25 protein-coding genes are annotated in these 26,794 nt (G+C 71.9%); 11 read left to right on the forward strand and 14 right to left on the reverse strand.

Annotated features, from left to right (window positions below; genetic code table 11):
• Positions 1-38: 38 nt before the first annotated feature.
• Positions 39-1,133, forward strand: coding sequence for a winged helix DNA-binding domain-containing protein (locus ACIBSW_RS33525; protein WP_404799537.1), 1,095 nt, complete (start codon positions 39-41; stop codon positions 1,131-1,133).
• A gap of 4 nt (positions 1,134-1,137) precedes the next feature.
• On the opposite strand, the gene ACIBSW_RS33530 is transcribed toward ACIBSW_RS33525, so the two are convergent.
• Positions 1,138-2,091 (reverse strand): FAD-dependent oxidoreductase, encoded by a 954-nt coding sequence (locus ACIBSW_RS33530; RefSeq protein WP_354725968.1) that lies wholly within the window; start codon positions 2,089-2,091, stop codon positions 1,138-1,140.
• A 284-nt stretch (positions 2,092-2,375) separates the two neighbouring features.
• On the opposite strand from ACIBSW_RS33530, the gene ACIBSW_RS33535 reads away from it, so the two are divergent.
• On the forward strand, positions 2,376-3,317 hold the full coding sequence (locus ACIBSW_RS33535; RefSeq protein ID WP_354725967.1) for an SCO2521 family protein: 942 nt from the start codon (positions 2,376-2,378) through the stop codon (positions 3,315-3,317).
• The gene (locus tag ACIBSW_RS33540) at positions 3,314-4,291 is read left to right on the forward strand and encodes a DUF6879 family protein (RefSeq protein ID WP_354725965.1); all 978 of its coding nucleotides are present in this window, start codon (positions 3,314-3,316) and stop codon (positions 4,289-4,291) included. The genes ACIBSW_RS33535 and ACIBSW_RS33540 overlap by 4 nt, the downstream gene beginning before the upstream one ends.
• Here ACIBSW_RS33540 and ACIBSW_RS33545 read toward each other — a convergent pair.
• From ACIBSW_RS33545 to ACIBSW_RS33560, 4 genes are read right to left on the reverse strand one after another with little or no spacing between them, the layout of a single operon-like run.
• Positions 4,276-5,235 (reverse strand): SCO2522 family protein, encoded by a 960-nt coding sequence (locus ACIBSW_RS33545; RefSeq protein ID WP_354725963.1) that lies wholly within the window; start codon positions 5,233-5,235, stop codon positions 4,276-4,278. The genes ACIBSW_RS33540 and ACIBSW_RS33545 overlap by 16 nt on opposite strands.
• Entirely contained in the window at positions 5,232-6,149 is a 918-nt protein-coding gene (locus ACIBSW_RS33550) for an SCO2523 family variant P-loop protein (protein WP_354725961.1), read from the reverse strand. The genes ACIBSW_RS33545 and ACIBSW_RS33550 overlap by 4 nt, the downstream gene beginning before the upstream one ends.
• Positions 6,150-6,151: 2 nt before the next feature.
• Positions 6,152-7,999 (reverse strand): SCO2524 family protein, encoded by a 1,848-nt coding sequence (locus ACIBSW_RS33555; RefSeq protein WP_354725959.1) that lies wholly within the window; start codon positions 7,997-7,999, stop codon positions 6,152-6,154.
• Between the two features lie 33 nt (positions 8,000-8,032).
• Positions 8,033-8,806, reverse strand: a complete 774-nt coding sequence (locus ACIBSW_RS33560; protein ID WP_354725957.1) for an SCO2525 family SAM-dependent methyltransferase — start codon at positions 8,804-8,806, stop codon at positions 8,033-8,035.
• 331 nt (positions 8,807-9,137) lie between these two features.
• Between ACIBSW_RS33560 and ACIBSW_RS33565 the strand changes: the two genes are divergently transcribed.
• Entirely contained in the window at positions 9,138-10,478 is a 1,341-nt protein-coding gene (locus ACIBSW_RS33565; protein WP_354725955.1) for a carbohydrate-binding protein, read from the forward strand.
• 51 nt (positions 10,479-10,529) lie between these two features.
• Here ACIBSW_RS33565 and ACIBSW_RS33570 read toward each other — a convergent pair whose 3' ends face one another.
• Positions 10,530-11,633, reverse strand: coding sequence for an NADAR family protein (locus tag ACIBSW_RS33570; RefSeq protein WP_354725953.1), 1,104 nt, complete (start codon positions 11,631-11,633; stop codon positions 10,530-10,532).
• A gap of 139 nt (positions 11,634-11,772) precedes the next feature.
• Here ACIBSW_RS33570 and ACIBSW_RS33575 point away from each other — a divergent pair, with 139 nt between their 5' ends.
• From ACIBSW_RS33575 to ACIBSW_RS33595, 5 genes are all read left to right on the forward strand, one after another.
• On the forward strand, positions 11,773-11,973 hold the full coding sequence (locus tag ACIBSW_RS33575; RefSeq protein ID WP_354725951.1) for a hypothetical protein: 201 nt from the start codon (positions 11,773-11,775) through the stop codon (positions 11,971-11,973).
• 43 nt (positions 11,974-12,016) lie between these two features.
• Entirely contained in the window at positions 12,017-13,843 is a 1,827-nt protein-coding gene (locus ACIBSW_RS33580) for a glycoside hydrolase family 76 protein (protein ID WP_354725949.1), read from the forward strand.
• Positions 13,844-13,953: 110 nt separating this feature from the next.
• A complete protein-coding gene (locus ACIBSW_RS33585) occupies positions 13,954-15,060 on the forward strand; it encodes an LLM class flavin-dependent oxidoreductase (protein WP_354725947.1) in 1,107 nt (368 codons plus the stop codon).
• Positions 15,057-15,668 carry an FMN reductase gene (locus tag ACIBSW_RS33590; RefSeq protein WP_354725945.1) on the forward strand — a complete coding sequence of 204 codons (612 nt, stop codon included), beginning with the start codon at positions 15,057-15,059 and terminating at the stop codon, positions 15,666-15,668. The genes ACIBSW_RS33585 and ACIBSW_RS33590 overlap by 4 nt, the downstream gene beginning before the upstream one ends.
• Positions 15,669-15,704: 36 nt before the next feature.
• The gene (locus ACIBSW_RS33595) at positions 15,705-16,268 is read left to right on the forward strand and encodes a histidine phosphatase family protein (protein WP_354725944.1); all 564 of its coding nucleotides are present in this window, start codon (positions 15,705-15,707) and stop codon (positions 16,266-16,268) included.
• A 4-nt stretch (positions 16,269-16,272) separates the two neighbouring features.
• On the opposite strand, the gene ACIBSW_RS33600 is transcribed toward ACIBSW_RS33595, so the two are convergent.
• Positions 16,273-17,949 (reverse strand): hypothetical protein, encoded by a 1,677-nt coding sequence (locus tag ACIBSW_RS33600; protein WP_354725943.1) that lies wholly within the window; start codon positions 17,947-17,949, stop codon positions 16,273-16,275.
• A gap of 162 nt (positions 17,950-18,111) precedes the next feature.
• Between ACIBSW_RS33600 and ACIBSW_RS33605 the strand changes: the two genes are divergently transcribed.
• Positions 18,112-18,303 carry a hypothetical protein gene (locus ACIBSW_RS33605; protein ID WP_354725941.1) on the forward strand — a complete coding sequence of 64 codons (192 nt, stop codon included), beginning with the start codon at positions 18,112-18,114 and terminating at the stop codon, positions 18,301-18,303.
• 28 nt (positions 18,304-18,331) lie between these two features.
• Positions 18,332-18,775: a hypothetical protein gene (locus tag ACIBSW_RS33610; protein ID WP_354725939.1), complete on the forward strand. Its 444-nt coding sequence runs from the start codon at positions 18,332-18,334 to the stop codon at positions 18,773-18,775.
• Here the strand turns inward: ACIBSW_RS33610 and ACIBSW_RS33615 are convergent.
• The 7 genes from ACIBSW_RS33615 to ACIBSW_RS33645 all read right to left on the reverse strand — a co-directional run bounded on the left by ACIBSW_RS33615 (position 18,772) and on the right by ACIBSW_RS33645 (position 26,711).
• The gene (locus tag ACIBSW_RS33615; RefSeq protein ID WP_354725937.1) at positions 18,772-20,346 is read right to left on the reverse strand and encodes a methyl-accepting chemotaxis protein; all 1,575 of its coding nucleotides are present in this window, start codon (positions 20,344-20,346) and stop codon (positions 18,772-18,774) included. The genes ACIBSW_RS33610 and ACIBSW_RS33615 overlap by 4 nt on opposite strands.
• 130 nt (positions 20,347-20,476) lie before the next feature.
• Positions 20,477-21,685 carry a D-mannonate dehydratase ManD gene (manD, locus tag ACIBSW_RS33620; RefSeq protein ID WP_354725935.1) on the reverse strand — a complete coding sequence of 403 codons (1,209 nt, stop codon included), beginning with the start codon at positions 21,683-21,685 and terminating at the stop codon, positions 20,477-20,479.
• A gap of 1 nt (position 21,686) precedes the next feature.
• A complete protein-coding gene (locus ACIBSW_RS33625) occupies positions 21,687-22,526 on the reverse strand; it encodes an ABC transporter permease subunit (protein ID WP_354725933.1) in 840 nt (279 codons plus the stop codon).
• A complete protein-coding gene (locus ACIBSW_RS33630) occupies positions 22,526-23,419 on the reverse strand; it encodes a sugar ABC transporter permease (RefSeq protein WP_354725931.1) in 894 nt (297 codons plus the stop codon). The genes ACIBSW_RS33625 and ACIBSW_RS33630 overlap by 1 nt, the downstream gene beginning before the upstream one ends.
• The gene (locus tag ACIBSW_RS33635; protein WP_354725930.1) at positions 23,416-24,483 is read right to left on the reverse strand and encodes an ABC transporter ATP-binding protein; all 1,068 of its coding nucleotides are present in this window, start codon (positions 24,481-24,483) and stop codon (positions 23,416-23,418) included. Before ACIBSW_RS33635 ends, ACIBSW_RS33630 begins: the two co-directional genes overlap by 4 nt.
• On the reverse strand, positions 24,480-25,694 hold the full coding sequence (locus ACIBSW_RS33640) for an extracellular solute-binding protein (RefSeq protein WP_354725928.1): 1,215 nt from the start codon (positions 25,692-25,694) through the stop codon (positions 24,480-24,482). The genes ACIBSW_RS33635 and ACIBSW_RS33640 overlap by 4 nt, the downstream gene beginning before the upstream one ends.
• Before the next feature lie 27 nt (positions 25,695-25,721).
• Positions 25,722-26,711, reverse strand: coding sequence for a LacI family DNA-binding transcriptional regulator (locus ACIBSW_RS33645; RefSeq protein WP_354725927.1), 990 nt, complete (start codon positions 26,709-26,711; stop codon positions 25,722-25,724).
• Between the last annotated feature and the right edge of the window lie 83 nt (positions 26,712-26,794).

Raw genomic sequence — 26,794 nt, forward strand, 5'->3', positions numbered from 1 at the left:
ACCCCATTTCTGTCGGTGCCCCGGCATAGGCTGCCGAGGTGGACTTGACCGACTCGCAGGCGCTGGCCCTGCGGATGCGCAGCCTGCTGCTGGAACCCGGCGCCGGACCGGACTCGGTGGCGGGCGTCGTGGAGTGGTTCGGCGCGATGCAGGCGCAGGACATGGCGAGCGGCCTGTGGTCGCTGGGCGTGCGGCTGCCCGCGTTCACCCTCGACGACGTGAACGCGGCGCTGGAGCGCCGCGAGGCGATCCGCACCTGGCCGATGCGCGGCACCGTCCACCTGGTCCCGCCCGCCGACGCGCACTGGATGCTCGAGCTGACCGGCGTGCGCATGCTGGCCGGCGCGGCGAAACGCCGCGCGGTCATCGGCCTGACGGAGCGGGACGCCGACCGCGGCGTGGAGGTCCTCGGCACCGTCCTGAAGGGCCGCCGGCTCACCCGCTCGGAGTGCCTGGCCGCCCTGGCCGACGCGGGCATCGAGCTCGCCGGCCAGAAGGGCTACCACCTGATGTGGTATTCGAGCCAGAAGGGCGTCACCTGCATCGCGCCGCACGTCGGCAAGGAGCAGACGTTCGTGCTGCTGGACGAGTGGGTCCCCGAGCCGAACCGGCCCTCCCGCGAGGAGGCGCTGGGCATCATCGCGCTCCGCTTCTTCCGCGCACACGGCCCGGCCACCCGGGCGGACCTGGCGCGCTGGACCGGCCTGACGATGACCGACGTCAAGGCGGGCGTCGCCGCGGCGGGCGAGGGCCTGACCACGGTCCGGGTCGACGGCACCGAGATGCTGGTCGCGCCGGAGCTGCTGGACGCACCCGCGGCGCCGCCGGCCGGGCGGTGGACGGCGCTGCCGGGCTTCGACGAATACATGCTGGGCTACAAGGACCGCCGCCTGATGATGGACGACGCGCACCTGCAGGCGGTCGTGCCGGGCGGCAACGGGGTGTTCCAGTCCACGATCGTGCGCGACGGGCGGGTGGTCGGCACCTGGAAGCGCACCCTCGGCGCGAAGGCGGTGACCATCGACGTGTTCCCGCTGGTGCCGCTCGGGCCCGCCGAGCGCGAGCAGGCCGAGGCGGCGCTGCTGCCGTTCTCGCGGTTCGTCGGGCTGCCACCGCGGATCCGCTGGCCGTAGCCCGCTAGACCAGGGCGCGGACGAGCTCCAGCACGCTGTCGGCGCAGCCCCAGGAGAGGCTGACCCCCGCGCCGCTGTGCCCGTAGTTGTGCACCAGGTGCCGGCCGCCCAGGTCCTCGTGCTCCAGCCGGATCTGCGGCCGGTCCGGGCGGATCCCGGTGCGGTGCCCGAGCACCCGCGCGGTGGCGATCGCCGGCACGATGCCGGTGCAGCGTTCGATGATCCCCTTGGCCACGGCGAGGTCGGGCTCCGGGTCGAACTGGCCCTTCTCGGCGCTGCCGCCGAGCAGCAGGACCTCGCCCTGCGGCAGCAGGTAGGTCATCTCGTCGAGCTGGGCGGTGTGCTCGGCGAAGAACTCGGTGACCCCGGGATTGCGGACGGCCACCAGCTGCCCGCGGATGGGTTCCACCTCGGTGTCCGGCACCAGTTGGCGGGCGCCGATCCCGGTGCAGTTGACCACGACCGGCCCCGGCGCCTCGCTCAGGCTGCGCACCTCGGCGAGCTCCAGCTCGCCGCCGGCCGCCTTCAGCCGCCGCTCCAGGTAGCTCAGGTAGGGCGGCATGTCGATGATCGGCGCGATGTAGTGCCAGCCGCTGACGAATCCGCTCGGCAGCTCGCCGGGGTCGCACTCGCGGTAGCCGGGCAGGTGGTGCGCCCAGTCCGGCGACGGTATCGGCGTCCGGGAGGCCTCGACGCCGTCGACCAGCCGCACCTCCGGGCGTCCCGCCTCGGCCAGGCCGCGAAACACCTCGTAGGCGCGGGCGCTCCACTGTGGCACCTGTGGATGGTTGGCGTAGATGGGGTCCCAGATCGCGCCGGCCGCCGCCGAGGTGGTCTGCTCGGGTCTGCCGCGCGCCCGGACCCGGACGCGCATCCCCTCCTCGGCGAGCCGGACGGCCGTGGTCAGGCCTGATACACCGGCGCCGATGATGGTGACATCGGGTCGGGCAGAGGTCATCGTCCGACGCTAACCGCGCGTTCGCCGTAATCACGTAGAAGGACATAAATGTACGACGGCTGCGGACTATGGCACTCGCGGGTTGTCGGAGGCCCCAGGGAATGCTAGCAACGGTGCGTTCGGCCCCAGATACTGAGCGTGTTGCATTCCGGGATCGAATGCGGTGCAATCGACTGGCTGGCGACATGCGCGGCACGGGGCCGCGCCGCTGGGGAGTCATCGGTCACCGCTGACCCTTGCGTGTGCGCGTCTCCCCGGTTCGCGCAGCCGAGCATGGGGGGCCGATGCTGATCGCCGGTGAGGTGCACACCGGACTCCTGCGTGGACCGGATCCGGTCACGTCCGACCAGGCCCGGCGCCTCGTCGACCTGGTGGTCGGCGAGCCCGTCCTGGTCTCGGAGCGGCCGATCGCCTACGTGCGCTCGCCCGAGATACCCGTCGGGGTGGACTGCGGGCTCGGCGCGGCCGGCCCCGCCCGCCAGGTGCGGGGCGTCGGCACGGCGCTGCAACGGGCCGCGATCACCGGCGGGCACGTCGTGCAGGGCTCCGCGTACGCCGCCATCGTCCGCGGCACCGGCGGGGCCCGGCAGCCGTGGTCGCACTACCTCACCCGGCCGGGCGTCATCGAGACGCTCGGCCGGACCCGCTGGGACGAGACGGCGGCCGCGCTGGCGGCGCCGGAGCGGCCCGGCGCCGCGCTGGATCTCGGCGCGATGGCCGGCCGGGCGGCGGACCGGGTGCAGCGCGCGGTCGCCACCCGGGGCGCTGTGCGGCTCAGGTCGCCGCGGACCCGGCTGCGCTGGGTGGCCAGCGTGGCGGAGGACGCGGGGCCGGGCACGACCTGGGTCGGCTTCTCCGTCGGCGGCGGCGACCTGCGCGTGCTGCGGCTGACCGTCCCGGGCGTGGCGGCGGCCGAGCTCGCCGCGGTCTGCGAGGACGTCGCGATGCACGACTGGCTCCTGAGCGCGCTGCTGGAGATCATCGGCAAGAGCGCCATCGGCACCATCCCCCGGCAGCAGGCCCTCGAGCGTCTGCTGCCCGCCATCGATTACCTGCTGCACCTCTGGATGCCCGGCGCCCGCGGCGACGAGCTGACCGCGGACGTGTGGGAGGCGCTCGAGCGGCGCCCCGGCTTCAGCCGGCAGTGGGACACCCTGGTGCACCGGATCCGCGACCAGCTGTCGGTCGGTGCGGTGGCGGCGCTGGCGGCGGCGGGCGGCCGATGATGGGCTTCGGCGCGGGCGCGTCCGACCAGACCAGCGTCACCCGCAAGGCGCTGCTCGCGGTCGTCACCGGCGGGCTCACGTTCCTGATCACCAACGCCCTCGACCAGCCGCAGGCCGTGCAGATAACGCTGTCCATCCTGATCGGTGGCATCGCGCTGATCGTGCGCTTCCTGTACGACTTCGAGAAGCGGCTCGCCGCGGTGGAGAAGCTCGAGAAGGACGGCATGGCCGAGATGAAGCAGATGGTCGGCGACGTCTTCTCCGAGATCAGCGAGGCCACCGAGCTGTTCGGGCTGATCGAGGCGTCCGCGCTGCAGACCGACCTGGTCACCCAGCTGGTGCGCAACTCGACCCAGATCTCGCCGACGTCGCCGCCGATCGTCTACCACTTCGTCCAGGCCAAGATCAAAGAGACGTCGGAGTTCCTCAAGCAGCTCTCCGAGGGCGGCACCGTCACCTACTACGGCGAGGACCGCGACTGGCTGCTCGGCCTCACCCGCAACGCCACCAGCAGCATCGACGCGATCAGCCTCTCGGCCGTCGACCACGGCCTGTGGCACAGCGAGATCGGCCAGCGCTACCTCGACGCGCAGCGCCGGGCCGCCGGCAACGGCAAGCGGGTCCGGCGGATCTTCGTGCTCGACTCGCCCGAGATGGCGGACGACCCGGCGGTCCGGCAGGCCTGCGAGGAGCAGCGCCGGATGAGCATCGACGTCCGGCTGCTCGACCGCGAGGCGGTGCCGCCGCCGTTGCAGGTGCAGGTGCGCGACATGATCGTCTTCGACGACACCCTGGCGTACGAGACGAACCCGACCACCGCCGACCCGCAGCACGCCCAGATCGCCGAGACCCGCCTGGTGCTGACCGACTCGCGGGTCAAGGAGTGCGCGCGGCTCTTCCGCGAGCTGTGGGAGGTGTCCCGCGCCTTCGACGGCTCGCCGCACGAGCCGCCGCTGCACTACAGGAACGCGTAGCGGATCCGGTCGACCACCTCGGCCGGCAGGGTGAGCCCCTCGCCCTCGGCCCGCTCGCGCACCTGCGCCGAGACGGCGGCGTCGACCGCCACCTGACCCAGGATGGTGCGCACGGCCAGCTCGATCGGCAGGAAGCGCGCGTCCAGCGCGGAGAAGGTCCGGTACGCGCGGAACGGCGCGGCCCGGGGATTGAGCTGCACCACCGCGGGCATCCGGTCCCAGTCGTCGGCCAGGTCGTCCGCGGTACCCGGGCGCGGCTCGGCGACCGGCTCGCCGAGGTGCCGGAGCAGGCCGAGCCGCTGCAGCTGCCAGACGGCCGCGAGGAACGGGCACGACCAGAGCACCTCGGCGGTCGGGCCGTTCCACAGCTCGATGTCCACGAAGATCGAGTGGTTCTGCACGGCGCTCTGCCGCGGCGGCTGCCAGGGGCGCGGCGCCGCCATGGCCGCCGTGGCGCCGGTGCCGCCGGCGCGCTCGCCGTTGCTCAGCCAGCCGCTGACCGCCGTCGCGGGCCGGCCGCCGTTGTCGCCCTCGGGCGGCTCGGCCACCAGGTGCTGGCGCACCAGGGTCGCCAGGTCGACGCCGTCGGCCGCCGCGCACCCGGACTCCCGGGCCACGTAGTCGATCGTCAGGCCGCTCTCCTCGGCCGCCCCGACCAGGGCGCGCACGACCTCGGCCGGGGTGCCGAACCGGGTGAAGTAGTCGTCGACGAGGAAGCAGGTGCTCACCCGCGGGCGGCCCCGCGGCACCTCGGCGGTGCAGGCCTGCTCCGCGGTGCGCACCCAGGGCAGCACCCGCCGGAAGTGGTCCCGCAGCCGCTGCTCGCCGGCGCGGAAGTCGTCCATGTAGAGGTGGCCGAGCTCGATCGAGAGGTGGGACAGGGCCACCTTGCGCACCACCGGCGTGGCGCTCTCCTCGGTGAACACGCCGGGGTAGGCGGTCACAGTCCGATCCAGGCGGAGTCGTCCACGATCTTCTTGGCGAGATCGTCGAACGCGTCGACCGTGCGCTGGTTCGCCGTGCGGTGCAGCCACACGTCGTCGTTGGACAGCAGCTGCTCCTGCCACTGCAGCACCGGGTCGAGGGGGATCTCGGCCAGCACGTTGGTGCGCCCGACCTGCCGCCGGCTCGCCAGCTCCTGCAGCCGCTTGTTGCAGACGTCGAGCCAGGCGAGCTGCTCCGGGCGCAGGCCGGCCTGGCCGGGTGAGGCCACATCGAGCACCGCGGTACGCACGAAGCGGATGTTGTCGCGGACCGTCACCGGGTCGTGGCCGAGGTCGGTCGCGGTCTCCAGGATGCCGTGCTTGCCGTGCACGAGGCCGCTCGCCGCGACGATGTGCTGCCGGGTCCAGCGGTGGAACACCAGCCAGCGCGCCACCACGCCGTGCAGCGCGGCGGCGGCGGTGGCGGCGAGCACGATCTCGGTGGCGTACGAGCGGCCGGCGCTGAGGTCGACGATGACCAGGTCGAACTCCTCGTCGGCGCGCAGCAGCAGGTCCACGCAGCGCCCGACGATCTCGGGCGAGGAGCGGAACTCGCCGCCGCCCCGGTCACCGGGCAGCAGCGTCAGCCGCCCGGCGCCGGCCGGCCGGCCGCGCAGCACGTCACGCTCCGACTCGGCCCAGACGTCGATGCGACGGGGGTCGGGCGTGCCGTCCGTCAGATGGCTGTGCAGGCCGCCCTCCGCCACGCCGGCGACCGCGTCCGGCAGGTCGAAGATGGCGCCGGAGGTCGGCGAGCCGAAGTCGAAGTCCACATAGCAGCAGTCGCCGCCCTGCAGGGCGTGGCGGTAGGCCACGTTACTGCTGGTGACGGATCGTCCGGTGCCACCCTTGTCGGAGGTCGCAAAGACGATCATGGCTAGGTGAGCCCGCTGTCGGCGCGCCGGGCCGCCGACAGGCGGTCGAGCCGGCGCAGTACGTCCTCGGTGACGGCGACCGCGACGCCGGGACGCTCGCGGCGCACCGTCCTGGCCCGCTCCAGCTCGACGCCGATCTGCTTGAGCTCCTCCCGCAGCGTCTGACCACTGTAGGTGGACCCGTTGAGGCGCTCCCGGTCGTAGAGGTGCGCGGCCTCGTTGAGCAGCTCCGCGGCGACGTTGGCCAGCAGCTCGCTGCGCAGCGGCGGTTCGTTGATCACCCGGGCGGCGGTGACGAGGCAGTCGACGACCCGCTTGGTGTAATACCAGGAGGGCTCGTTGTACTTCACCTCCAGCTGGGGGAAGGCGCCCGCCGGCTGGTCCCAGATGCCGTGCGGGGTGCCGTCGGTGATGAGCCGCTGCCGCAGGTGCGTCCACAGGTCGTCGGAGAGGTCGAGCAGCCGGCTGCGGGACGTGCCGTCCGACAGCAGGCTGGCCAGGTTGAGCGTGCGCTTGAGCAGCAGCGGCGAGATGTCCGCGACCGTCCACGACAGCATCGGCCCGCCGACGTTCTCGCTGCCCTCGAGCGGGAAGCGCAGGCCTGGATGGTGCACGTTGTGCGCGGTCTCCAGGGCGGTCGAGCGCCGGGTGATGCGGCTGCGGTTGGCCAGCTCGTCCAGCACGCCGGCCACCCGGGTGAGGTCCGCGTTGGTCGCCCGGACGGCCACCATGTTCTGCACGACCATGCCGCTGACCAGCAGGCTGAAGTAGTCGAACTCGACGCCGTCGGTGGTGCGCCAGGGCAGGTCCTCCAGCGGCCACCGGCCGGAGCCGAACGTGGCGATGGTCGCCCAGTACGACCGGGTCAACTCGAAGCGCAGCTGCAGCGCGGACGCGAGCTTGAGCTGAGCCTCGTCCAGCAGACCGAGCAGCCGGGTGCGCTCGGACGACAGCGCCTGGATCGCCTCGAGCGCCACGGTGGTGAAGTACAGGTAGGGCGCGTTCTGCGCCATTCCCTCGCGTTGCAGGCCGACGTCGGCCGTCGTCTCGATCTGGGGCGCGTCGGTGACCAGCCCCCAGCTCCAGCCACACTCGAAGAGCCGGTTGGGCAGGTCGAGCTCGCTGCCCTCGGCGGCGCCGGAACCGATGGTGACGTCGTCGCGGAGCCGGGCGTTGATCTCGCGCAGCGCCTCGCGGAGCTCGTCGACGACCTGCCGGGCCGGGCGGCGCTCCTGGTTGACCGTCCGGACCAGCTCCCGGCCGTACGGCTCGTCGGCGGAGAAGACGTTGACGGAGAAGCTGCGCAGCAGGCCGACCATGGCGGCGGTGAGCCGCTGACCGGCCCGCTCCTCGAGCTCGTTCACCTGATCGAGCAGCCGCGGCCGGGTGACCACCTGCCGGAAGATCTTGGTGAAGCCGACGACGGCGAGCATCAGCGTGACGGAGATGGAGAACGAGTCGACCACGTCCAGCTCCTGCTGCGCGGTCTTGACCTCCTCGCCCTCCAGGTCGGGGCGGAAGTAGGTGCCGCCGGCGAAGCTGGGCGTCCCGTCCGGCGCCGTGTAGCGCTTGATGTAGCCGGTGAGCGCCTCCAGCAGCCGCTGCGGCACCTGGATGTCGTCGCCGAGCACGCCGAGCGCGTCCAGCACGTCCCGGTTGGCGGCGTCCGGGTTGTCCAGTCGGAAGATCGGTAGCTCGGTCGCCGGCGCCATCAGGACGAGCAGCTGCTCGGCGTCGCTGATGGAGTTGGCGCCGTCGCGGCCGCCGAACTGCCACGATCCGTCGATGTAGGAGAGACGCGCGGTGGTCCGCCAGATATCGAGGAGTTGTTGACGTGGCTGGATCTGCATCGGTGCGCCGTCACCTACCCGTCCGTGGGTCTGTTACATCCTCTTGTGGCCCGTGGCCACAATCATCCCGCAGTAGCCCTCGCGCAGGCCCTTGCTCTCCACTGTCTGAATTTTGACATCCGTGGCAACCGGGTCGAGCGCGTCGCGGATGTCGCCCTCGTCCACCGAACAGGCCGGAAAGCTGCGGCCGCCGACGCGGTAGCCGGAGGAGTCGCGCATGAAGGCCGCCGCGAAGGATCCGCGCGGCACCAGTGAGTTCACGAAGGACTGTGTGGCCCGGACGAACTCGTCGTTGCGGGTGGTGATGGACTCCGCGACGAAGAACATGGTGCCCATGTCGTACTGCCCGGGCTTGAGGCTGAAGATGTTGCCCTTCTCCACCTTGGCCCGCCGGCTGAGCAGATCGAACGGCTCCTTGATCGGCTGATACGCCGAGCGCCCCGCGTTCATGTGCGACCAGAACTGCCACCACGACGGGTAGGGGTCCTTGATCTGGGCCTGCAGCCACTCGCGGTTGGTGAACGCGCGCTCGAAGAGGATCACCTCGCCGGCGAACGGCAGCATGGCCAGGGCCGGGTAGAGGTTGGCGCCGGCGCCGACGTCGATGGCGCGCGTGCCCCAGGTTCGGCGGTCGGACTGGAAGAAGTCGGCGACGATCTCGATGATCCGCTCGTCGTCGCTGCGCAGGGTGCCGTAGTTGTGTTCGAAGTAGGCCGCCGAGTCGAAGGCGTCCCAGTTGAAATCGGCGTTGCCCACCCGCCGCGCTATGTCCATCGCGGAGTCGAGACGCTGGTCGGGTCGGGTCACGGATTCCTCCGGCGTCGTGGGAAGCGTCCGAGAACGGCCACTTCCTCCAGTTTAGGGGCTTGGTTCGGCCCATGCGGCTGGCCTGCAACTTACGACATCCTCGGCGCAGCAGAGGGCGCCGCGCCGCCAGGCATTCTCCCTGCATTGTTACGTAGCCCGCCAACCTCGTCCCCCGTATGAGGTAACTCCGTTGGCACGGAAGGGAAAGAGGGGATCACACCGAGCGCGCGGACGTCAATGAACCCCGATCTGTTAACAAGCCTTGATATTTAAGTTCACGAACGTGAAGATGTGGGGGACCGAGCCGGTCATCGATGCGTCAGGAGTGGCCATGAGAAGACGACGGACCGTATTCGCGCTGGTAGCCGGTGTCGCGATGACCGTGGCGACCGCCCTGGCCGCCGCTCCGGACGGCCTGGCCGCGGTGTCCGGTGCGCCGCTGCGGGCCGCCGTCGTCTGCTCGGCGCCGGGCTGGGCCGAGGGCAACACCTACACGGTCGGCACCCAGGTGACCTACGCCGGCCGGCTCTACTCGGCGCTGGTCACTCATACGGCGTACGCCGGCGCCGGCTGGAACCCGGCCGCCACCCCGTCGCTCTGGCGTGATCTCGGCGCCTGCACCGGCGGCACCACCCCGCCGACCACGCCGCCCACCACTCCACCGACGACACCGCCGACCACCCCGCCCACGACGCCGCCGACCACCCCGCCCGGGGGTGAGACCTGCGCCGTCAAGTCGCGGCCGGCCGGCAAGGTCCTCGTCGGATACTGGGAGAACTGGGACGGCGCGAGCAACGGCGTGCACCCCGGCTTCGGCTGGGTGCCGATCAACGACAGCCGGCTGCGGCAGCACGGCTACAACGTCATCAACGCCGCGTTCCCGGTGATCCGCTCGGACGGCACGGTGCTGTGGGAGAACGGCATGGATGCCACCGTGCGGGTGTCCACCCCGGCCGAGATGTGCTCGGCGAAGGCGGCGGGCTCGACGCTGCTGATGTCCATCGGCGGCGCGACGGCCGGCATCGACCTGAGCTCCAGCACGGTCGCCGACCGCTTCGTGGCGACGATCGTGCCGATCCTCAAGCGGTACAACTTCGACGGGATCGACATCGACATCGAGACCGGCCTGACCGGCAGCGGCAACATCAACACCCTGTCGGCGTCGCAGTCCAACCTGATCCGGATCATCGACGGCGTGCTCACGCAGATGCCGTCGAACTTCGGCCTGACGATGGCTCCGGAGACCGCGTACGTCACCGGCGGCAGCGTCACCTACGGCTCGATCTGGGGCTCCTACCTGCCGATCATCAAGAAGTACGCCGACAACGGCCGCCTCTGGTGGCTGAACATGCAGTACTACAACGGTTCGATGTACGGCTGCTCCGGCGACTCGTACTCGGCGGGCACGGTGCAGGGCTTCACCGTGCAGACCCAGTGCCTCAACAACGGCCTGACCATCCAGGGCACCACCATCCGGGTCCCGTACGACAAGCAGGTCCCGGGCCTGCCCGCCCAGTCCGGTGCCGGAGGCGGTTACATGACGCCGGCGCTGGTCAGCCAGGCGTACAACAGCGTCCCCGGCATCAAGGGCCTGATGACCTGGTCGGCCAACTGGGACGGCTCACGCAGCTGGACCTTCGGCGACAACGTGAAGGCCCTGCAGGGCCGCTGACCGAACACTCGAATCACCGGTCCGGGCACCTCCGGGCCGGTGATTCGCATTTCACCGCCCCGCGAGCTCCGACCGCACCAACTCCAGCAGCCGCCCCAGCCAGTTGGTGCCGTCCGAACTCCAGTACCGCGATCCCCAATCGCTGTAGAGCAGTCGAGCGTCGCCGGTCTCTCTCAGCTGTCGAGCCATCGCCGGATGCCGGTCGAACTTGTCCCGTATGAGCGCGGCCATCACACCGAGCCGGATTGCGGTCCAGTCGTCCCGCCGGGGTGCCTCCTCGGCGATGACCCGGGCGTCAATGCCGTGCTCAGCGGCGGCGATCCGGTCGTGCCAGGCGGCGTCGTCTGTGGACAGCGCCCAGTATGCGTGCGCGACGGTGGGGTACTCCCGCCCGCCGTGCACGACCAGCGCCGGATAGTCGGTCTGCAGCACTTCGGGACCCGGGGGCTCCGGCCAGCCGTTCGGGTAGACGTGTACGCCCATCCGCAGCGGAATCGCGATCGCGGTCTCCGGCCCGTCCGCCGCGCTCCGCTTCCGCGACTCGGCGATTGCGCGCTCGCTCCGGCGGAAGTACTCCAGCGCCCACTCTCGCTCCTCGGGCGTCACGGTGAGCGTGTGGTCCGGGTGCCGGGCCGGGACCGTCTCGCCCAGTTCGGCGAGCAGGGTCCGCACGGGTACGTCGTTCTGGTCCATGTCGCCGAGCATGTAGATCCGCCGGTGTTCGGGCACCGCGTGGTATCGCTCGCGGACGATCTCCAGGTTGGCAGGGGTCGGCTCGGCGGCGTAGGCGATCAGTGCGTCCCAGCAGCGTTCGGAGGAGTCCGGCCGGTCATTGAGCCGGTCCAACTCGTCGACGAGGTCGCCGATCACCAGTTCGACTGTCAGCCAGGACTCCAGCCATGCTGGGCCGGCGGCAGTACCGGCAACGATGATCTTCGCGTTCTCGGGCGGCGCCAGGGTCAATGTGCCGTCGTCGAACGCGGCACGGAGGCCGTCGAAGTCGGTCCACTTCCACCGCCAGGCGACGACGCCATCGGCGTAGACGCAGAGTGTGGTCAGGACGTAGTGCTCTCGTTCACGGACGAAGATCAGGCGTTGCCGCCCCCGCACGACATCGTCCTCGACGATGCGCCAGGTCGGAGTGGTGTCCGGCATGTGGCGACTCTAGTGGCCTTGGGCGCTCCGGTCGTATCGCTCTTATTCCCAGCTACCTCAATGCTGTGGCGGCTCAACATGCGGTACTACAACGGCTCGATGTACGGCTGCTCCGGCGACTCCTACTCGGCGGGGCACCGTGCAGGGCTTCGTCGCGCAGACGACCTGCCTCAACAACGGACTGGTCATCCAGGGCGCGACGATCCGCGTCCCCTACGACAAGCAGGTGCCGGGCCTGCCGGTGCAGCCCGGCGCGGGCGGCGGCTATCTGGCACCCGCGCTGGTGTCGCAGTCGTGGAACAGCTTCAACGGCAGCCTCAACGGGCCGTCGATCTGTTAACAACCATTGCCAAAATAAGTCGACGGCTATCAATATATGAAGCATGAAGCGAGCCGTCCTCGTCCTCACCCTCGCGCTCACCGGGCTGTTCGTGCCGGCGGCGCCCGCCGTCGCCGCCGCGCCGGCCGTCTGCTCGGTCTCCTGCGACACCCGGGACCCGTCGACCGCCCGGCAGGACACCTTCCCCGTGCCCGACCGGATCCAGAACGGGCGGCGGATCTCCCTGCATCTCTCCGCGGCCGACGCGATGGCCTGGGGCAGCATCGACCTCGGCGCCGTCGGCGACGCCGTCTGGCTGGACCGGACCTGGGACGGCGGCGCCACCTGGGACGGCCTGCTCGGCAAGGCCGCCGTCCCCGGCACCTGGACCGGCACCCGCACGCTCATGTACAACCTCGCCGACCCGGCGGGCCACCGGCGCGGCATGATCCGGGCCTGCGGCGACGCCGCCGGCATCCAGTGCACCGACTGGGTCCGGGTGCGCGCCTGCGACGTGGCCTGCGACGGCGAGGCCGGCAACTCCGGCGACACCCAGCCGGTCGGCCCGGCCGCCCTCGCCGGGCGGACCATCGCCCTGCACGTCGACGGCCGCGGCATGGCCTGGGCGACCATCGGCAACGGCGCCGCCGGCGACGAGATCTGGCTCGACCGGTCGTGGAACGAGGGCGCGAGCTGGCCCGGCGGCTCCTCGCTCGGCCGCACCACGACCCCGGCGGGCGCGAGCTCCGCGCGCACCGCGCTCTTCGCGGCCCGCGAACCCGGTTCCCTGCTGTACGGCGGCGCGCTGCGCGCCTGCGGCCGGGCGGTCACGGGCGCCAACGGCGCCTGCACGGCCTGGGCCCGGCCCGCGAACGACCGGGCGGCCGCGGCGGCCGACGCGCTGATGTACGCGTACCGGCCGGACACGGCGTGGTGGCCGTCGAGCTGGTGGAACTCGGCGGTGGCCGTCACGACGCTGATGGACTGGATGAAGCGCACCGGGCGCACCGACCACCGGTGGATCGTGGAGCGCACCTTCGAGGTCAACAAGGTCGCGTTCCCGGCCGGGGTGAAGAGCAGCGACCCGATCGAGGGCCACTTCATCAGCCGGGCGATCGACGACGCCGCCTGGTGGGGCCTGGCCTGGGTGCGGGCGTACGACCTGACCGGCGAGGCGAGGTACCGCGACGAGGCGGTGACGATCGCGAACTACGTGCACGGCTTCTGGGACACCTCCACCTGCGGCGGGGGAGTGTGGTGGGACCGCGAGCGCACGTACAAGAACGCGGTGACCGCCGGCCTGTACGTCCGCCTCGCCGCCGCGCTGCACAACCGGCTGCCGGGCGACACCGCCTGGCTTAACCGGGCGCGTACCGGCTGGAACTGGTTCGCGGCCAGCGGCATGATCAACTCTGCCGGGCTGGTGAACGACGGCCTCACCCGCGGCTGCGCGAACAACGGGCAGACCGTGCACACCTACAACCAAGGGCTGGCGATCGGCGCCTCGCTCGAGGTGTGGCGCGCCACCGGCGACGCGAACGTGCTCGCCGCGTCCCGGCGGCTGGCGGACGCCGCCATGGCGAGCCCGGTGCTCACCAGGAACGGGATCCTCACCGAGTCCTGCGACTCGCCGACGGCCACCTGCGACGACAACGGCAAGCAGTTCAAGGGCATCTTCATGCGCTACCTGGGCGACCTCGCCGACGCGACGGGCGTGGCGGGCTACCGTGCCTATGCGCGTACGCAGGCGGACAGCATCTGGGCCGCCGACCGGGACTCGCTCAACCGGCTCGGGCAGCGCTGGAACGGTCAGTCGCCCGCGGGATACCCGAACGCCCGGGACTGGCGCACCCAGGCCTCGGCGCTGGGTGCGCTGATCGCCGCGCTGTGATCCGGCCCTCGCTTCCTTACAACTCTCTGACTATGAAATAGTTGACGAGTCAAAGACGTTGTGCGGGTCAGTCCGGGCGCTCCAGCCCGGGCCGGAGCTCAGGAGCGGTCATGCAATTCGGGATCTTCACCGTCGGCGACGTCACGCCCGACCCCACGAACGGGCGGGCGCCGAGCGAGCAGGCGCGGATCAAGGCGATGGTGACGATCGCCAGGAAGGCGGAGGAGGTCGGCCTCGACGTCTTCGCGACGGGCGAGCACCACAACGAGCCCTTCGTGCCGTCCTCGCCGACCACGATGCTCGGCTACATCGCCGCGCAGACCGAGCGGCTGTTGCTCTCGACGTCCACGACGCTGATCACGACGAACGACCCGGTCAAGATCGCCGAGGACTACGCGATGCTCCAGCATCTCGCCGACGGCCGCGTCGACCTGATGATGGGCCGGGGCAACACCGGCCCGGTCTACCCGTGGTTCGGCAAGGACATCCGCGCCGGCATCCCCCTCGCGGTCGAGAACTACGCGCTGCTGCACCGCCTGTGGCGCGAGCACACCGTCGACTGGGAGGGCCGCTTCCGCACGCCGCTGCAGTCGTTCACCTCGACGCCGCGCCCGCTCGACGGCGTACCGCCGTTCGTCTGGCACGGCTCGATCCGCAGCCCCGAGATCGCCGAGCAGGCCGCGTTCTACGGCGACGGCTTCTTCGCCAACCACATCTTCTGGCCGGCCTCGCACACCCAGCGGATGGTCGAGCTCTACCGGGAGCGCTACGCGCACTACGGCCACGGCGGCGCGGACCAGGCGATCGTCGGCCTCGGCGGGCAGGTCTTCATGCGCCGCAACTCCCAGGACGCGGTGAACGAGTTCCGGCCCTACTTCGACAACGCGCCCGTGTACGGCCACGGCCCCTCGCTGGAGGACTTCAGTCGCGAGACCCCGCTGACGGTCGGCAGCCCGCAGCAGGTCATCGACCGCACCCTGGGCTTCCGCGACTACGTCGGCGACTACCAGCGCCAGCTGTTCCTGCTGGACCACGCCGGCCTGCCGCTCAAGACGGTGCTCGAACAGCTCGACCTGCTCGGCGAGGAGGTCGTCCCGGTGCTGCGCAAGGAGTTCGCGGCGCTGCGGCCCGCGCACGTGCCCGAGGCGCCGACTCACGCGTCGCTGCTCGCGGCGGCCCGGCGCAAGGAACAGCAGCAGGAGGGTGAGCAGGCATGAGGGAGCGCAACCTGGTAGTCGTGTCGGCGGGCCTGGGCCGGCCGTCGTCCACCCGGCTGCTCGCGGACCGGTTGTCCGCGGCGGCGGTGGGCGCGGCCGCCGGCCTCGGCGTGCGGCTGAACGTCCGCGTGGTCGAGCTGCGCGACCTCGCGCACGACCTGATGAACCACCTGCTGACCGGCTTCCCGCCGGCCGAGCTCGGCGCGGCGCTGGACGCCGTCCGGTCCGCCGACGCGCTGATCGCGGTGACCCCCGTCTTCAACGCCTCCTACAGCGGGCTGTTCAAGTCGTTCTTCGACGTGCTCGACGGCGACGACCTGGCCGACAAGCCGGTGCTGATCGCGGCGACCGGCGGCACGGAACGGCACTCGCTCGCGCTGGAGCACGCCATGCGGCCGATGTTCGCGTACCTGCGGGCGGTCACCGTGCCGACCTCGGTCTTCGCGGCCACCCAGGACTGGGGCGGCGAGGAGTCGCAGGTCCGGCTGCGCGGCCGGATCGACCGGGCGGCCGGCGAACTGGCCCGCGAGATCGACCGCCGGGAGCCGGCCACCGTCGCGGATCCCTTCGCGCTCACCACCTCGTTCGAGGACCTGCTGGCCGGCTGACACGGTACAACTGGACGGGAGCGAGAGGGGACCGTCATGGGGGAGATCGTGCTCATCCGGCACGGGCAGACCGAGTGGAGCGCGGTAGGGCGGCACACCTCGTACACGGATCTCGATTTGACCGGTGACGGCGAGCGCCAGGCGCGGGCCGCGGGACAGCGGCTCGCGGGCAGGTCGTTCGCGGCCGTGATCTCCAGCCCGCGCCGGCGGGCGCTGCGCACCGCCGAGCTCGCCGGGCTCGCCGTCACCGAGACCACCGAGGACCTCGCCGAGTGGAACTACGGCGAGTACGAGGGCATCACCACCGCGGTCATCCACGAGACCCGGCCCGGCTGGTCCCTGTGGACCGACGGCGCACCCGGCGGCGAGTCGCCGGAGCAGGTCGCCACCCGGGTCGACCGTGCGCTGGCCCGGGCCCGGACCTTCCTGGACGGCGGCGACGTCGCCCTGGTCGCCCACGGCCACTCGCTGCGGGTGACCGGCGCCCGCTGGATCGGCCTGCCCGCGAGCGGCGGCGGCCTGCTCAAGCTCGGCACCGCGACGCTGTCCACGCTCGGCTTCGAGCACGGCAACGAGGTCATCGACGCCTGGAACGCCTGAACGGTTACCGGAGCCCGACCAGGACGTTGCCGGAGCCGTCCCGGCCGTCGATGCCGGACCAGACGATCACCGCGCCGTTGGCCGCGACCAGCTCCAGCGGGCGGTCGACGTCGCGCTTACTGCGTGGCCCGAGTTCCACCGGCAGGTCGACGGGCTGTTGCGTCGCCAGCGGGGTGAGCGTCAGGGTGGCCTTACCGGTGTCGAGGAACGTCGTGACCCAGCTGTAGTCGCCACGCAGCACGCACAGGACCATGCTCTCCAGCAGGACGCCGGAGAACGCACAGCTGCTGACCTCCTGCTGGTAGCGCACCTCGCCGGTCCGGGCGTCGCGCAGCAGGGGCGGTTTCGAGATCTTGCCGTCCGTCGCCAGGCCGTGCCCGATCAGTCTGTACAGCGGAACCGGCATCGGCAGGATCCGGTCACTCTCGCCGTCGAGCAGCTGGACGGCCTGTTCCGGTCGTACCGCCTCGTAGGCCTTCAGCAGCGCCAGGGACCGGTCCGGTGCGATGACCACCTCCGGCGGCAGGCTTCCCCGCTCCGAGATTGCGACGACATGCTCGGCGACCTGACGGCCGGTGGCGCTGTCGAGCACGACGAACCTCGACTCGGCGCCGCACTTCGCGGAGATGATGATCCGGTGGTGCAGCGCGCCCACCGCGCGGATCCCCTCGCCGCGACAGCCTTCCGGCCGGCGCCAGGTCCACGCCGTGCTGCCGTCACGCAGCGAGAACGCCGGGTAGTCGCGGTCGTTGTCCCACAGCCCTCGGCCCACCAGGACGTCGTCGGTGATCATCTCCTGGTGTGGGTTCGCGAGGTCGGCGGAGTAGCCGCCGGTGGACCGGACGGCACCGGTCACGGCGTCCAGGATCAGCATCGTGTCGGCGCCGCCGTCCCCCGGCGGGAGCATTCCCAGCACCACCGACCCGCCGTCGGGGCTGGCCACCATCCAGGCCGCCCGTGCGCCCAACCGCCGGTAGGACCAGCGGATCGCGCCGCTGAGGCCGTCGACGCCGACGACGCCGTCCGAGAGCAGCACGACCGCGCCCGCCCCGGCCGGGCGTACGTCGCGCACCGGTCCCGGCATCGGGGTGGTCCAGCCGACCCTGGACACCGTTGCTGGTACGGGCGGCACGGCCGCCGCGCTCGCGGTGGCCGACCTGACCGCCCAGCCGCCGGAGGTGAGCGCCACCGGCACGCACGCGGCCACGAGCAGCGCCGATACGCAGGCGACCGCGGCGAGCCGCCGGACGCTCCACCGCCGCCAGCGCCCATCGGCCGGCCGGACGGCGCCGAGCAGCAGGCCGGCGATGACCGCCACTCCGCCGACCACGCCGAGCGGGGCCACCACGCCCGGGTAGCCGTCACCGTAGCGGCGCAGCCCGTCGACGACGTGGAACGTGGTGGCCGCCAGCACGGCGAACACGGTGACCGCGGTGATCACCCAGCGGCGGCGAGTCGCCGTCCCGGGCGTCTCCTGGTGCCGCACCGCCGCGACTAGGGCGCACAGCAGCACCACGAGCACTCCCAGCCACCGGCCGGCGACCGGAGGCAGGCCGTGGTCTCCCACGCCCTCGTCGCGGACCCAGCCGATAAGCAGCAGTAGCGCTCCGATGGTCACCAGCGTGCCGGCCGCCGTGAGCCGCGTCTCCGGCCCGGAGGGGCCACCTTCGTCGTCCGGCATGCGACCTCCCCAGGTGCCATGAGCCGGACCGATGATCGCAGACAGCCCTCGCCGCACCGACCGGCACTCCAATCGATGGGACAGCCGTCACCAGCCGCGCAGCGTGCCGTCCAGTCGGTGCCGCCGTGTACAACCCTGTAGCGGCGGCGCTACCGTAGTCACATGAACAGCGACGCCGACCAGGGCCAGGGCCAGGGCCAGGAGCAGAGCGCCTCGCAACGGTTCGCGGCTCTCGCCGGCCTGGACTGGACCGGCCCGTCCCACCAACAGCGCACCGAGTTCGCCGCCTGGATCGCCGCCGGCAACGCCCTGCACGCCGCGACCACGGCCGGCCGCACCCCCCGCGCGGCCTGACCCTCCGGGGATCGGCGATCCTCGATCGGTGAGCGACTACAGCCCGCCCAGGGTCCTCGACGCCAGCGCCATCGTCGAGCTCTTCCACGGCCATCCGATGCTGATGCAGCTGCTGGACCGGGCCGCCGCCGGGCAGGTCGCCATCGGTGTGCCGACTGCTGCGATCGCCGAAGCGCAGGCCGTCCTCGGCGTCAACGCGGCCATGTGGGACCACATCCTGCGGTTGCGCGGCCTGGTCGAACTCCCGCTAGGAGCGCACGGCGCGCTCGAGGTCGGCCGGCTGGCCAGGCCGCGGATCATCAACCCGGTCGCGTACCGCCCGCTCACCAGCCCGTTGCAGGTCGCTCACGTGCTTCATGAGGCTCGCGGTCTGGCGGGGATCGTGGTCACGGGCATTCCCGAGGCGTACGGCGGTCATCCCGACATCACTGTCCACAGTCTCACCCCGCCGCCCGGCCCGGGTGCCGCCTAGATCTTGAACTCGGCGATGGCGGTGTGCAGGGCGTGGCTGGCCTGGGCGAGTTCGGTGGCGGCGCTGCCGGCCGACTCCACGTCGCGGGCGGTCTCGTCGGTGGTCTGGGCGAGGTGGGTCATGGCGTCGGCGATCCGCTCGCCGCTGCCGGCCGCCTCGTCGAGGCTGGCGCTGATGTTCGCCGACGCGACGGTCTGTTCGTCGATGGCGGCGCTGACGGTCTCCTGGAAGCCGTCGATGCGGCGGATGACCTCGCTGATGGTGTTGATCGCCTCGACGGCCGAGTCGGTGTCGGCCTGGATGGCCCGGACCTTCTCGGTGATGTCGCCGGTGGCGCGGGCGGTCTCCTGCGCGAGGTCCTTGACCTCGCCGGCGACGACCGCGAAGCCCTTGCCCTGCTCGCCGGCGCGGGCCGCCTCGATGGTGGCGTTGAGCGCCAGCAGGTTGGTCTGACCGGCGATGCCGTTGATCAGCCGGACGATGTTGCTGATCTCGGTGGACGAGGTGCCGAGCCGGCCGATCGTGTGGCCGGTGTCCTCGGCGGTGCTGACCGCCTCGCCGGCGACCTGCGCCGCCGCGTCGGCGCTGGTGGCCATCCGGGCGATCGCGCTGCCGACCTCGCCGCTGCCCGCGACGACGGTGCGCAGGTTGCCGAGCACGTTGTCGGCCTCCGCCGACACCTCGGTGGCGCGCAGGCGCGCCCGCTCGGCCGAGGTGGCCATGCGCTCCGCGACGCTGGACAGCTGCCCGGAGACGTCGCCGACGGCGCCGGCGCCGGACTGGACCTGCCGCATCGCCGTCTGCAGTGCCGAGGTGCTCCGGTCGACCGCTTCCGCGAGTTCGCCCAGCTCGTCGCGGCGGCGCAGGCCGACCCGGGCCCGCAGGTCGCCGTCCGCGAGCCGGGCGAGGGTGTCCATCACCGTGCGCAGGGGGCGCACGATGGAGCGGCTGACGGCCACGCCGGCGATCAGCGCCAGCAGCACCGCCGCGCCCAGCGTGCCGGCCAGGGCCAGGTTGCCGACGCGCCGGGCGGACTCCATGTCGGCGCGCAGGGCGACGCCCCGGGCCGCGCTGGCGGCCTGCAGCCGGTCGGTGATCTCGATGGTGTCCGTGTAGGCGTCGCTGGAGTCGCCCTCGTTGATCGACTTCAGCGCGGCGGCCCGCGCCGGCGCCGTCTCCTGGCGCAGCAGCGCCACGATCTCGTCGTCGGCGCGGAAGAAGCCGTCCCAGATCTCCCGCAGCGGCGCCGCGGCGGCGCGCTCGTCGGCCGGCATCGGCGCCGCGTCGAGCGCGTCCAGCGCCTGGTAGATGGTGGTCTTGGTGCTCAGCACGCCGGCCCGGTTGTAGGAGTCCGGCGCGGTCGCGGCCGCGCCGCCGATCACGCCGGCGTCGGCCACCACCAGGCCCTGCCAGCCGGTGACCTCGCCGACGTTGTACAGGAACCGCAGCACCGCCTCGCGGGACACGGTCAGGTCGGCGATCTCGCGCTCCACCCGGTCCTGGGTCCGCATGCCCCACCAGCCGGCCCCGGCGGTGACCGCCAGCAGCGCGATGAGCAGGCTGAACGACACGGCGAGGCGTGCTCCTACCCGAAGACGACCCAACATGCCCCGTGCCCCTAACAACGCTGATCGGAAACCCCCATTTCGGCTTCGGATCCCGCCGGTTGAGACTGGTTGACGCAGGACACACTCCGCGTCGTCACCAGCTGTGCAGCGTGCCGTCCTCGAGGCGGTTCAGCGGCAGCGACGCCGGGCGGTACGGGTACCGCGCGGCGAGCTCCTCGTCGATGTCCACGCCGAGGCCGGGCTCCTGCGACGGGTGCAGGTAGCCGTCGGCGAAGCGGTAGCCGTGCGGGAACACCGCGTCGGTCTCGGCGGTGTGCGGCATGTACTCCTGCAGGCCGAAGTTGGGGATGGCGATATCGACGTGCAGCGCGGCGGCCAGGCACACCGGCGACAGGTCGGTCGCGCCGTGCGAGCCGCTGCGCACGTGGTAGAGGCTCGCCAGGTCGAAGATGCGGCGCAGGTGGCTGATCCCGCCGGCGTGCACGACGCTGGTCCGGATGTAGTCGATCAGCTGCTCCGTGATCAGCCGCCGGCAGTCCCAGATGCTGTTGAACACCTCCCCGACGGCCAGCGGCGTGGTGGTGTGCCGGCGGATCAGCCGGTAGCCCTCCTGCAGCTCCGCGGGTACCGGGTCCTCCAGCCAGGTCAGCCGGTACGGCTCGAGGTCGCGGCCGAGCGCGGCGGCCTCGATCGGGGTGAGCCGGTGGTGCGCGTCGTGCAGCAGGCGCAGGTCGGGGCCGAACTCGGCGCGGACCCGGGCCAGCACTCCCGGCACGTGCGCCAGGTAGCGCGGCGTCGACCACACCGCCTCGGCGGGCAGCGCCGAGCCGGCCGGCTCGTAGGTGCGCGGGTCCGCGCTCACCCCGTACGTGGTGGGCAGGCCGGGCACGGCGGTCTGCACGCGCACGGCCCGGTAGCCCGCGGCGGTCAGCCGGGCCACGTCGGCCAGCAGCCCGTCGACGGTCTCGGCGGCGGCGTGCCCGTACACGGTCACGCCGTCGCGGGACCGGCCGCCGAGTAGCTGGTAAACCGGCAGACCCGCGACCTTGCCCTTGATGTCCCAGAGCGCGGTGTCCACGGCCGCGATCGCGCTCATCGTGACCGGACCCCGCCGCCAGTACGCGCCCTTGTACAGCGCCTGCCAGGTGTCCTCGATCCGGGCCGGATCCCGGCCGATCAGGAACGGCACGACGTGCTCGGCCAGGTACGCGGCGACGGCCTGCTCGCGCCCGTTCAGGGTGGCGTCGCCGACCCCGGTCACGCCCTCGTCGGTGACGATCTTCAGCGTCACGAAGTTGCGGCCCGGGCACGTCACGATCACCCGCGCGGCGGCGATCCGCACCTCAGTCACCGTCCTCGCGGACCCGGGCGACCAGCTGGGTCGGGTTGACGAAGCGCAGCGCCAGCACGAGCAGCACCAGCATCATCGAGGTGTAGATGACCGCCATGGCGTCGATGGACTGCTGCGCGCGGATGCCGGCGGCGGACATCGAGTAGTAGAGGGCGACGACCAGCGTCTGCGAGTCCGGGCCCGCGGTGAGGAAGGTCAGCTCGAACATGCCGACGGTGCGGACCAGCACCAGGATCGAGGCGGCCAGGATGCCGGGCACCAGCAGCGGCGCCAGGATCCGGGTGAACACCTGCCGGGTGCCGGCGCCGCACATCCGGGCGGCCCGCTCGACCGCCGGGTCGATCTGCTCGATGAACGGCGTCATGGTCAGGATCACGAACGGCACCGACGGCACCAGGTTCGCCAGCACCACCCCGGAGAGGTTGCCGGCGAAGCCGTACTTGTAGAGCACCGTGGCCAGCGGGATGCCGTAGGTGATCGGCGGCATCAGGATGGGCAGCAGGAACAGCAGGTAGAGCAGCCGGCGGCCGGGGAACGCCCGCCGGGCCAGCACGTACGCGGCCGGCACGCCGATCAGCAGGGAGAGGCCGACCACCAGCGCCGACACTTCGAGCGTCACGATCAGCACCGGCAGCAGGGTGAACTCCTCCCAGGACTGCCCGTACCACCGGGTGGTCCAGCCGGCCGGCAGCCAGGTGTCGAACCACTGGGTGCCGAACGAGCTCACCACCACCGAGGAGATCACTCCGGCCAGGACGACGAAGAACGCGATGACCGCGCCCCACACCAGCCAGGCCGCCGGGGTCGCGACGATCGCGCGCCGGGCGGCCATCAGCCTTTGCCCCCGGCCGTCGATCCGGTGTAGAGCAGCGCGCGCCACCCGAGCACCGCCGCGATGACCAGCAGCTCCACCAGGCCCATCAGCACCGCGACCGCGGCCGCGAGGGGGTAGTCGTACCGGACGTACGCAGCGTCGTACGCGGCGATCGACATCACCCGGGTGGTGCCGGAGGGGTCGCCGACCAGCACCGCCGACGGGAACACGCTGAACGCCAGCACGAACGTCAGGCAGAACGTGGTGGCCAGGCCGGGCGCCAGCAGCGGCAGCGTGATCCGCCGGAAGCGCTGCCACGGCCCGGCGCCGAGGGTCGCCGCCGCCCGCTCCAGGCTGGGGTCGATGCCCGACAGGTACGACAGCACCAGCAGGAACGCGAACGGGAAGCCGGTGATGATCAGCGAGAGGAAGACGCCCCAGTAGTTGTTGGTCAGGCGCACGGGCGCGTCGACGAGGCCGGCGCTGAGCAGTGTCCGGTTGAACCAGCCGGTCGGGCCGAGGAAGTTCAGCAGGCCCTGCGCGGTCAGCACGGTGCCGAGGGTGATCGGCACGACCAGCACGGTGGTCAGCAGCCGCCGGCCCCGGAACCGGCCCCGCATCCGGTACGCGATCGGCACCGAGGCGAGCACGTTGAGCAGCGCCGCCGGCAGCGCCAGCCCCAGCGTCGTCGCGATGGTGTCCCGCAGGTACGCGTCGGTGAAGAACTCCCGGTACGCCCCCAGCGGCCCGCCCTCGACCGGCTGGAACGACAGGCCCAGGCCGTACAGGAAGGGGTAGATGAAGAGGGTGAGCACGAACAGCGCCGCCGGGATCAGCAGGAGCAGCTGCCGGTCGATGCCGCGCTCGGCGAGGCGGTGCCGCAGCGCCGGCCGGTCGGCGACGGCGGTCATCGATCGCCGCCGGCGGGGAAGACCAGCAGCCGCGCCGGCTCGACGGTGACGGTGATGCGGTCGCCGACCGCCGGGCGGTCGGCCGCGCGCAGGTTGAGCGGCACGCCGCCGTCGGTGCGCGCCTCGACGGCCACCTCGCGGCCCTGGTACTCGACCACCTCGACCACGGCCGGCACCCCCGTGCCGCCGGCCGGGCCGATCCGCAGGTCCTCCGGGCGTACCCCGGCGATCACGTCCGCGCCCGGCGCGGGATCGTCCACCGGGGTGCCGACCAGCTCGCGGCCCTCGAACTCCACGACGATGCCGGCGCCGCGGCGCGGCCCGGCGCGCAGCGGCAGCAGGTTGCGGTAGCCCATGAAGTCGGCGACGTGCCAGTTGGCCGGCTCGGTGTGCAGCTGCTCCGGGGTGCCGATCTGCTGCACGCGCCCCGCACGCAGCACCACGAGGCGGTCGGCGAGCGACAGCGCCTCCTCCTGGTCGTGGGTGACGTAGACGGTGGTCAGCCCGAGCGACTGGTGCAGGCGGCGGATCTCGGTGCGCATCTCCAGCCGCAGCTTGGCGTCGAGGTTGGACAGCGGCTCGTCCATCAGCACCAGCGACGGCTCGAGCACGACCGCCCGGGCGATGGCCACCCGCTGCTGCTGGCCGCCGGAGAGCTGGCCGGGCAGCTTCCCGGCCTGGTCCTCCAGGTGTACCAGGCGCAGCGCCTCGTCGACCCGGCGGCGGATCTCCGCGCGGGGCACCCGGCGCATCTGCAGGCCGAACGCGACGTTGCGGCGGACCGGCAGGTGCGGGAAGAGGGCGTAGTTCTGGAACACCATGCCGAAGCCGCGCCGCTCCGGCGGCAGCAGGTCGAGCCGCGCCTCGTCCTGCCAGATGCTGCCGCGGGTCAGCGGCAGCAGCCCGGCGAGGCAGTTCAGCGCCGTCGACTTGCCGCAGCCGGACGGGCCGAGCAGGGCGATGAACTCGCCCCGCTTGATCGTCAGGTCCAGCCCGGCGAGCGCCTCGTGGCCGCCGAAGCTGCGGCTGACGCCGTCCAGCCGCAGGGTGTTGAATCCGGTCACTTGGACACCTTCGCGCCGCCGATCTCGCGGTCCCACCGGTCGAACGCGGCTACGAGGTCCTTCGAGCCGAGCGGCACCTCGAGGGGGTTGCCGGCGATCAGGGCGGTGTACTCGGGCCGGCCGAACTCGTTGATGGCCGCCTGGCTCTCCGCCGGCGCCATCGACAGGTCGACGTCCTTGATCGCCGGGCCGGGGTAGAAGTAGCCCTTGTCGTACGCCTTGGCCTGCTGCTCCTTGGTGAGCATGTGGGCGAGCAGCAGCAGGATCGCCGCCTGCTTGTCGGTCGAGACGCCCTTGGGCACGACGGCGTAGTGCGCGTCGGTCACCCAGTGGAAACCCTCGAGGGTGCCGACGGCCGCCTCCTTCGGCACCGTGCCGAGCACCCGCGGGTTGATGTCCCAGCCGGTCGTCGAGGCGATGATCTTCGCCGAGCCGTTGGCCAGGTTCTTCATCGTCTCGCCGGTGCTGGACGGGTAGAGCGTGACGTACTTGTTCAGCTCGGCCAGGTAGGCCCAGGTCTTGGCCCAGCCGTTGACCGGGTCCTTGGGGTCGGAGTCGCCGAGCAGGTAGGGCAGGCCCATCAGCAGCGTGCGGCCCGGCCCGGAGTTCGACGGCCGCGCGTACTGCACGGCGCCGGGGTTGGCCTTGGCGTAGGCGAGCAGCTCGTCCGCGGTCCGCGGCGGATTCGGCACCTTGGCCGGCAGGAACTCGATCAGCGGGCCGGACGGATAGTAGGTGACGGTCACCCCGGAGTCCCCGGCCAGCTTCTGCATGGCCGCGGCGCCGGGCAGATAATCCCGTACGCCGGGCAGCCGGTCGCCGTACCGCGTCAGCAGCGGGTTCCACAGGCCCTGTTCGATGCCGGCGGAGAGCCCGTCGACGCCGGTCAGCACGAGGTCGATGTCGACCCGGCCGGCGTTCTGCTGCGCCTTGACCTTGCCGACCAGCTCCGGCGCCGGCGACTTGGAGTACGTCACCTTGCTGATCACACCGCCGTTCTTGCTCACGAAGTCGTCGATCATGGGCTGGGTGAGCTGCAGGTTGCCGGCGACGTCGAGGATGTTGAGGGTCACCGCCTTGCCGGGCTTGGCGGGTACCTCGCCGTCGGTGTCCAGGGCGGTTCCGCCGGAGTCGGGTGCGCCGCAGGCGGCGAGGAGCAGCAGGGCGGCGGTCGCGGCGGCGGCGGTGGCGCGGCGGGCGGATGTCGGCATGGGGAGGCCTCTCTTCCGGAGATGGGTTCAGGCGTTCGGCGGCGCTGCGGTCGAGCCGCGGACCATCAGCTGCGTGCCCAGCTCGCGGCGGGTGGCGCCGTACCGGTCCGGGTCCTGCAGCAGGCCGAGCAGCAGGTCGACGCCGGCCCGCCCGCAGCTCTCCATGGGCAGCCCGACGGTGGTGAGCGAGGGGTGCACCATCGCCGCCATGGGTATGTCGTCGAAGCCGATCACGCTGATCGCGGCGGGCACCGCGATCCCGCGCGCGTGCAGGCGGCTGAGCAGGCCCAGCGCGATGACGTCGTTGTAGGCGATGACGGCGGTGACGCCGGCGGCGAGCACCGGGTCTGCGGCGGCAACCCCGCCGTCGAACTGCGGCAGGACCGGGCCGATCTCGACGAGGGTGGCGCCGGCTGCGGCGGCCGCGGCCCGCAGGCCGCGCGCGCGTTCGCGGTTGGACCATGAGGTACGCGGCCCGGCGACGTACGCGATCCGCCGGTGGCCCAGCGCGGTGAGGTGGGTGACGGCCTGCCGCATGCCGTCCACGTTGGCGAAGGTGATCGCCGGCAGCCGGCCGACCCGGCGGTTGAGCATCACCAGCGGTGTCTCCGCCGCGAAGCCGCGCAGCTCCTGCTCGGTCATCCGCGGCGAGCACAGCACGAGGCCGTCGACCTGCTTGGCGAGCGTGCGGACCAGCTGGGTCTCGGCGGCCGGGTCCTCGTCGGTGTCGGCCAGGAAAACGGCGTAGTCGGCCTCGCGGGCCCGCGCCTGAATGCCCTTGACGACGCCGGGGAAGAACGGGTTGCCGAGGTCGGGCACGATCAGCCCGATGTTCGCGGTGCGCCCGGTGATCAGCCCGCGGGCCGCCCGGTTGGGGGAGTAGCCGAGCTCGGCCGCCGCGCGCCGGACCCGCTCGCAGGTCTCGTCGCGGACCAGGTTCGGCGTCGAGAGCGCGCGGCACACCGTGGACGGCGACACCCCGGCCACCCGGGCCACGTCCTTGATCGTTACCGCCATCGATGCCTCCGCGACGTCCGGAAAGGAGTCGGCGTGCTGCGGAGAGTGTGAAATCCATTGCGGACGGTTGTCAATAGATGGCG

It is taken from the genome of Actinoplanes sp. NPDC049668, assembly GCF_044465445.1.
In the GTDB taxonomy this organism is placed as follows: Bacteria; Actinomycetota; Actinomycetes; order Mycobacteriales; family Micromonosporaceae; genus Actinoplanes.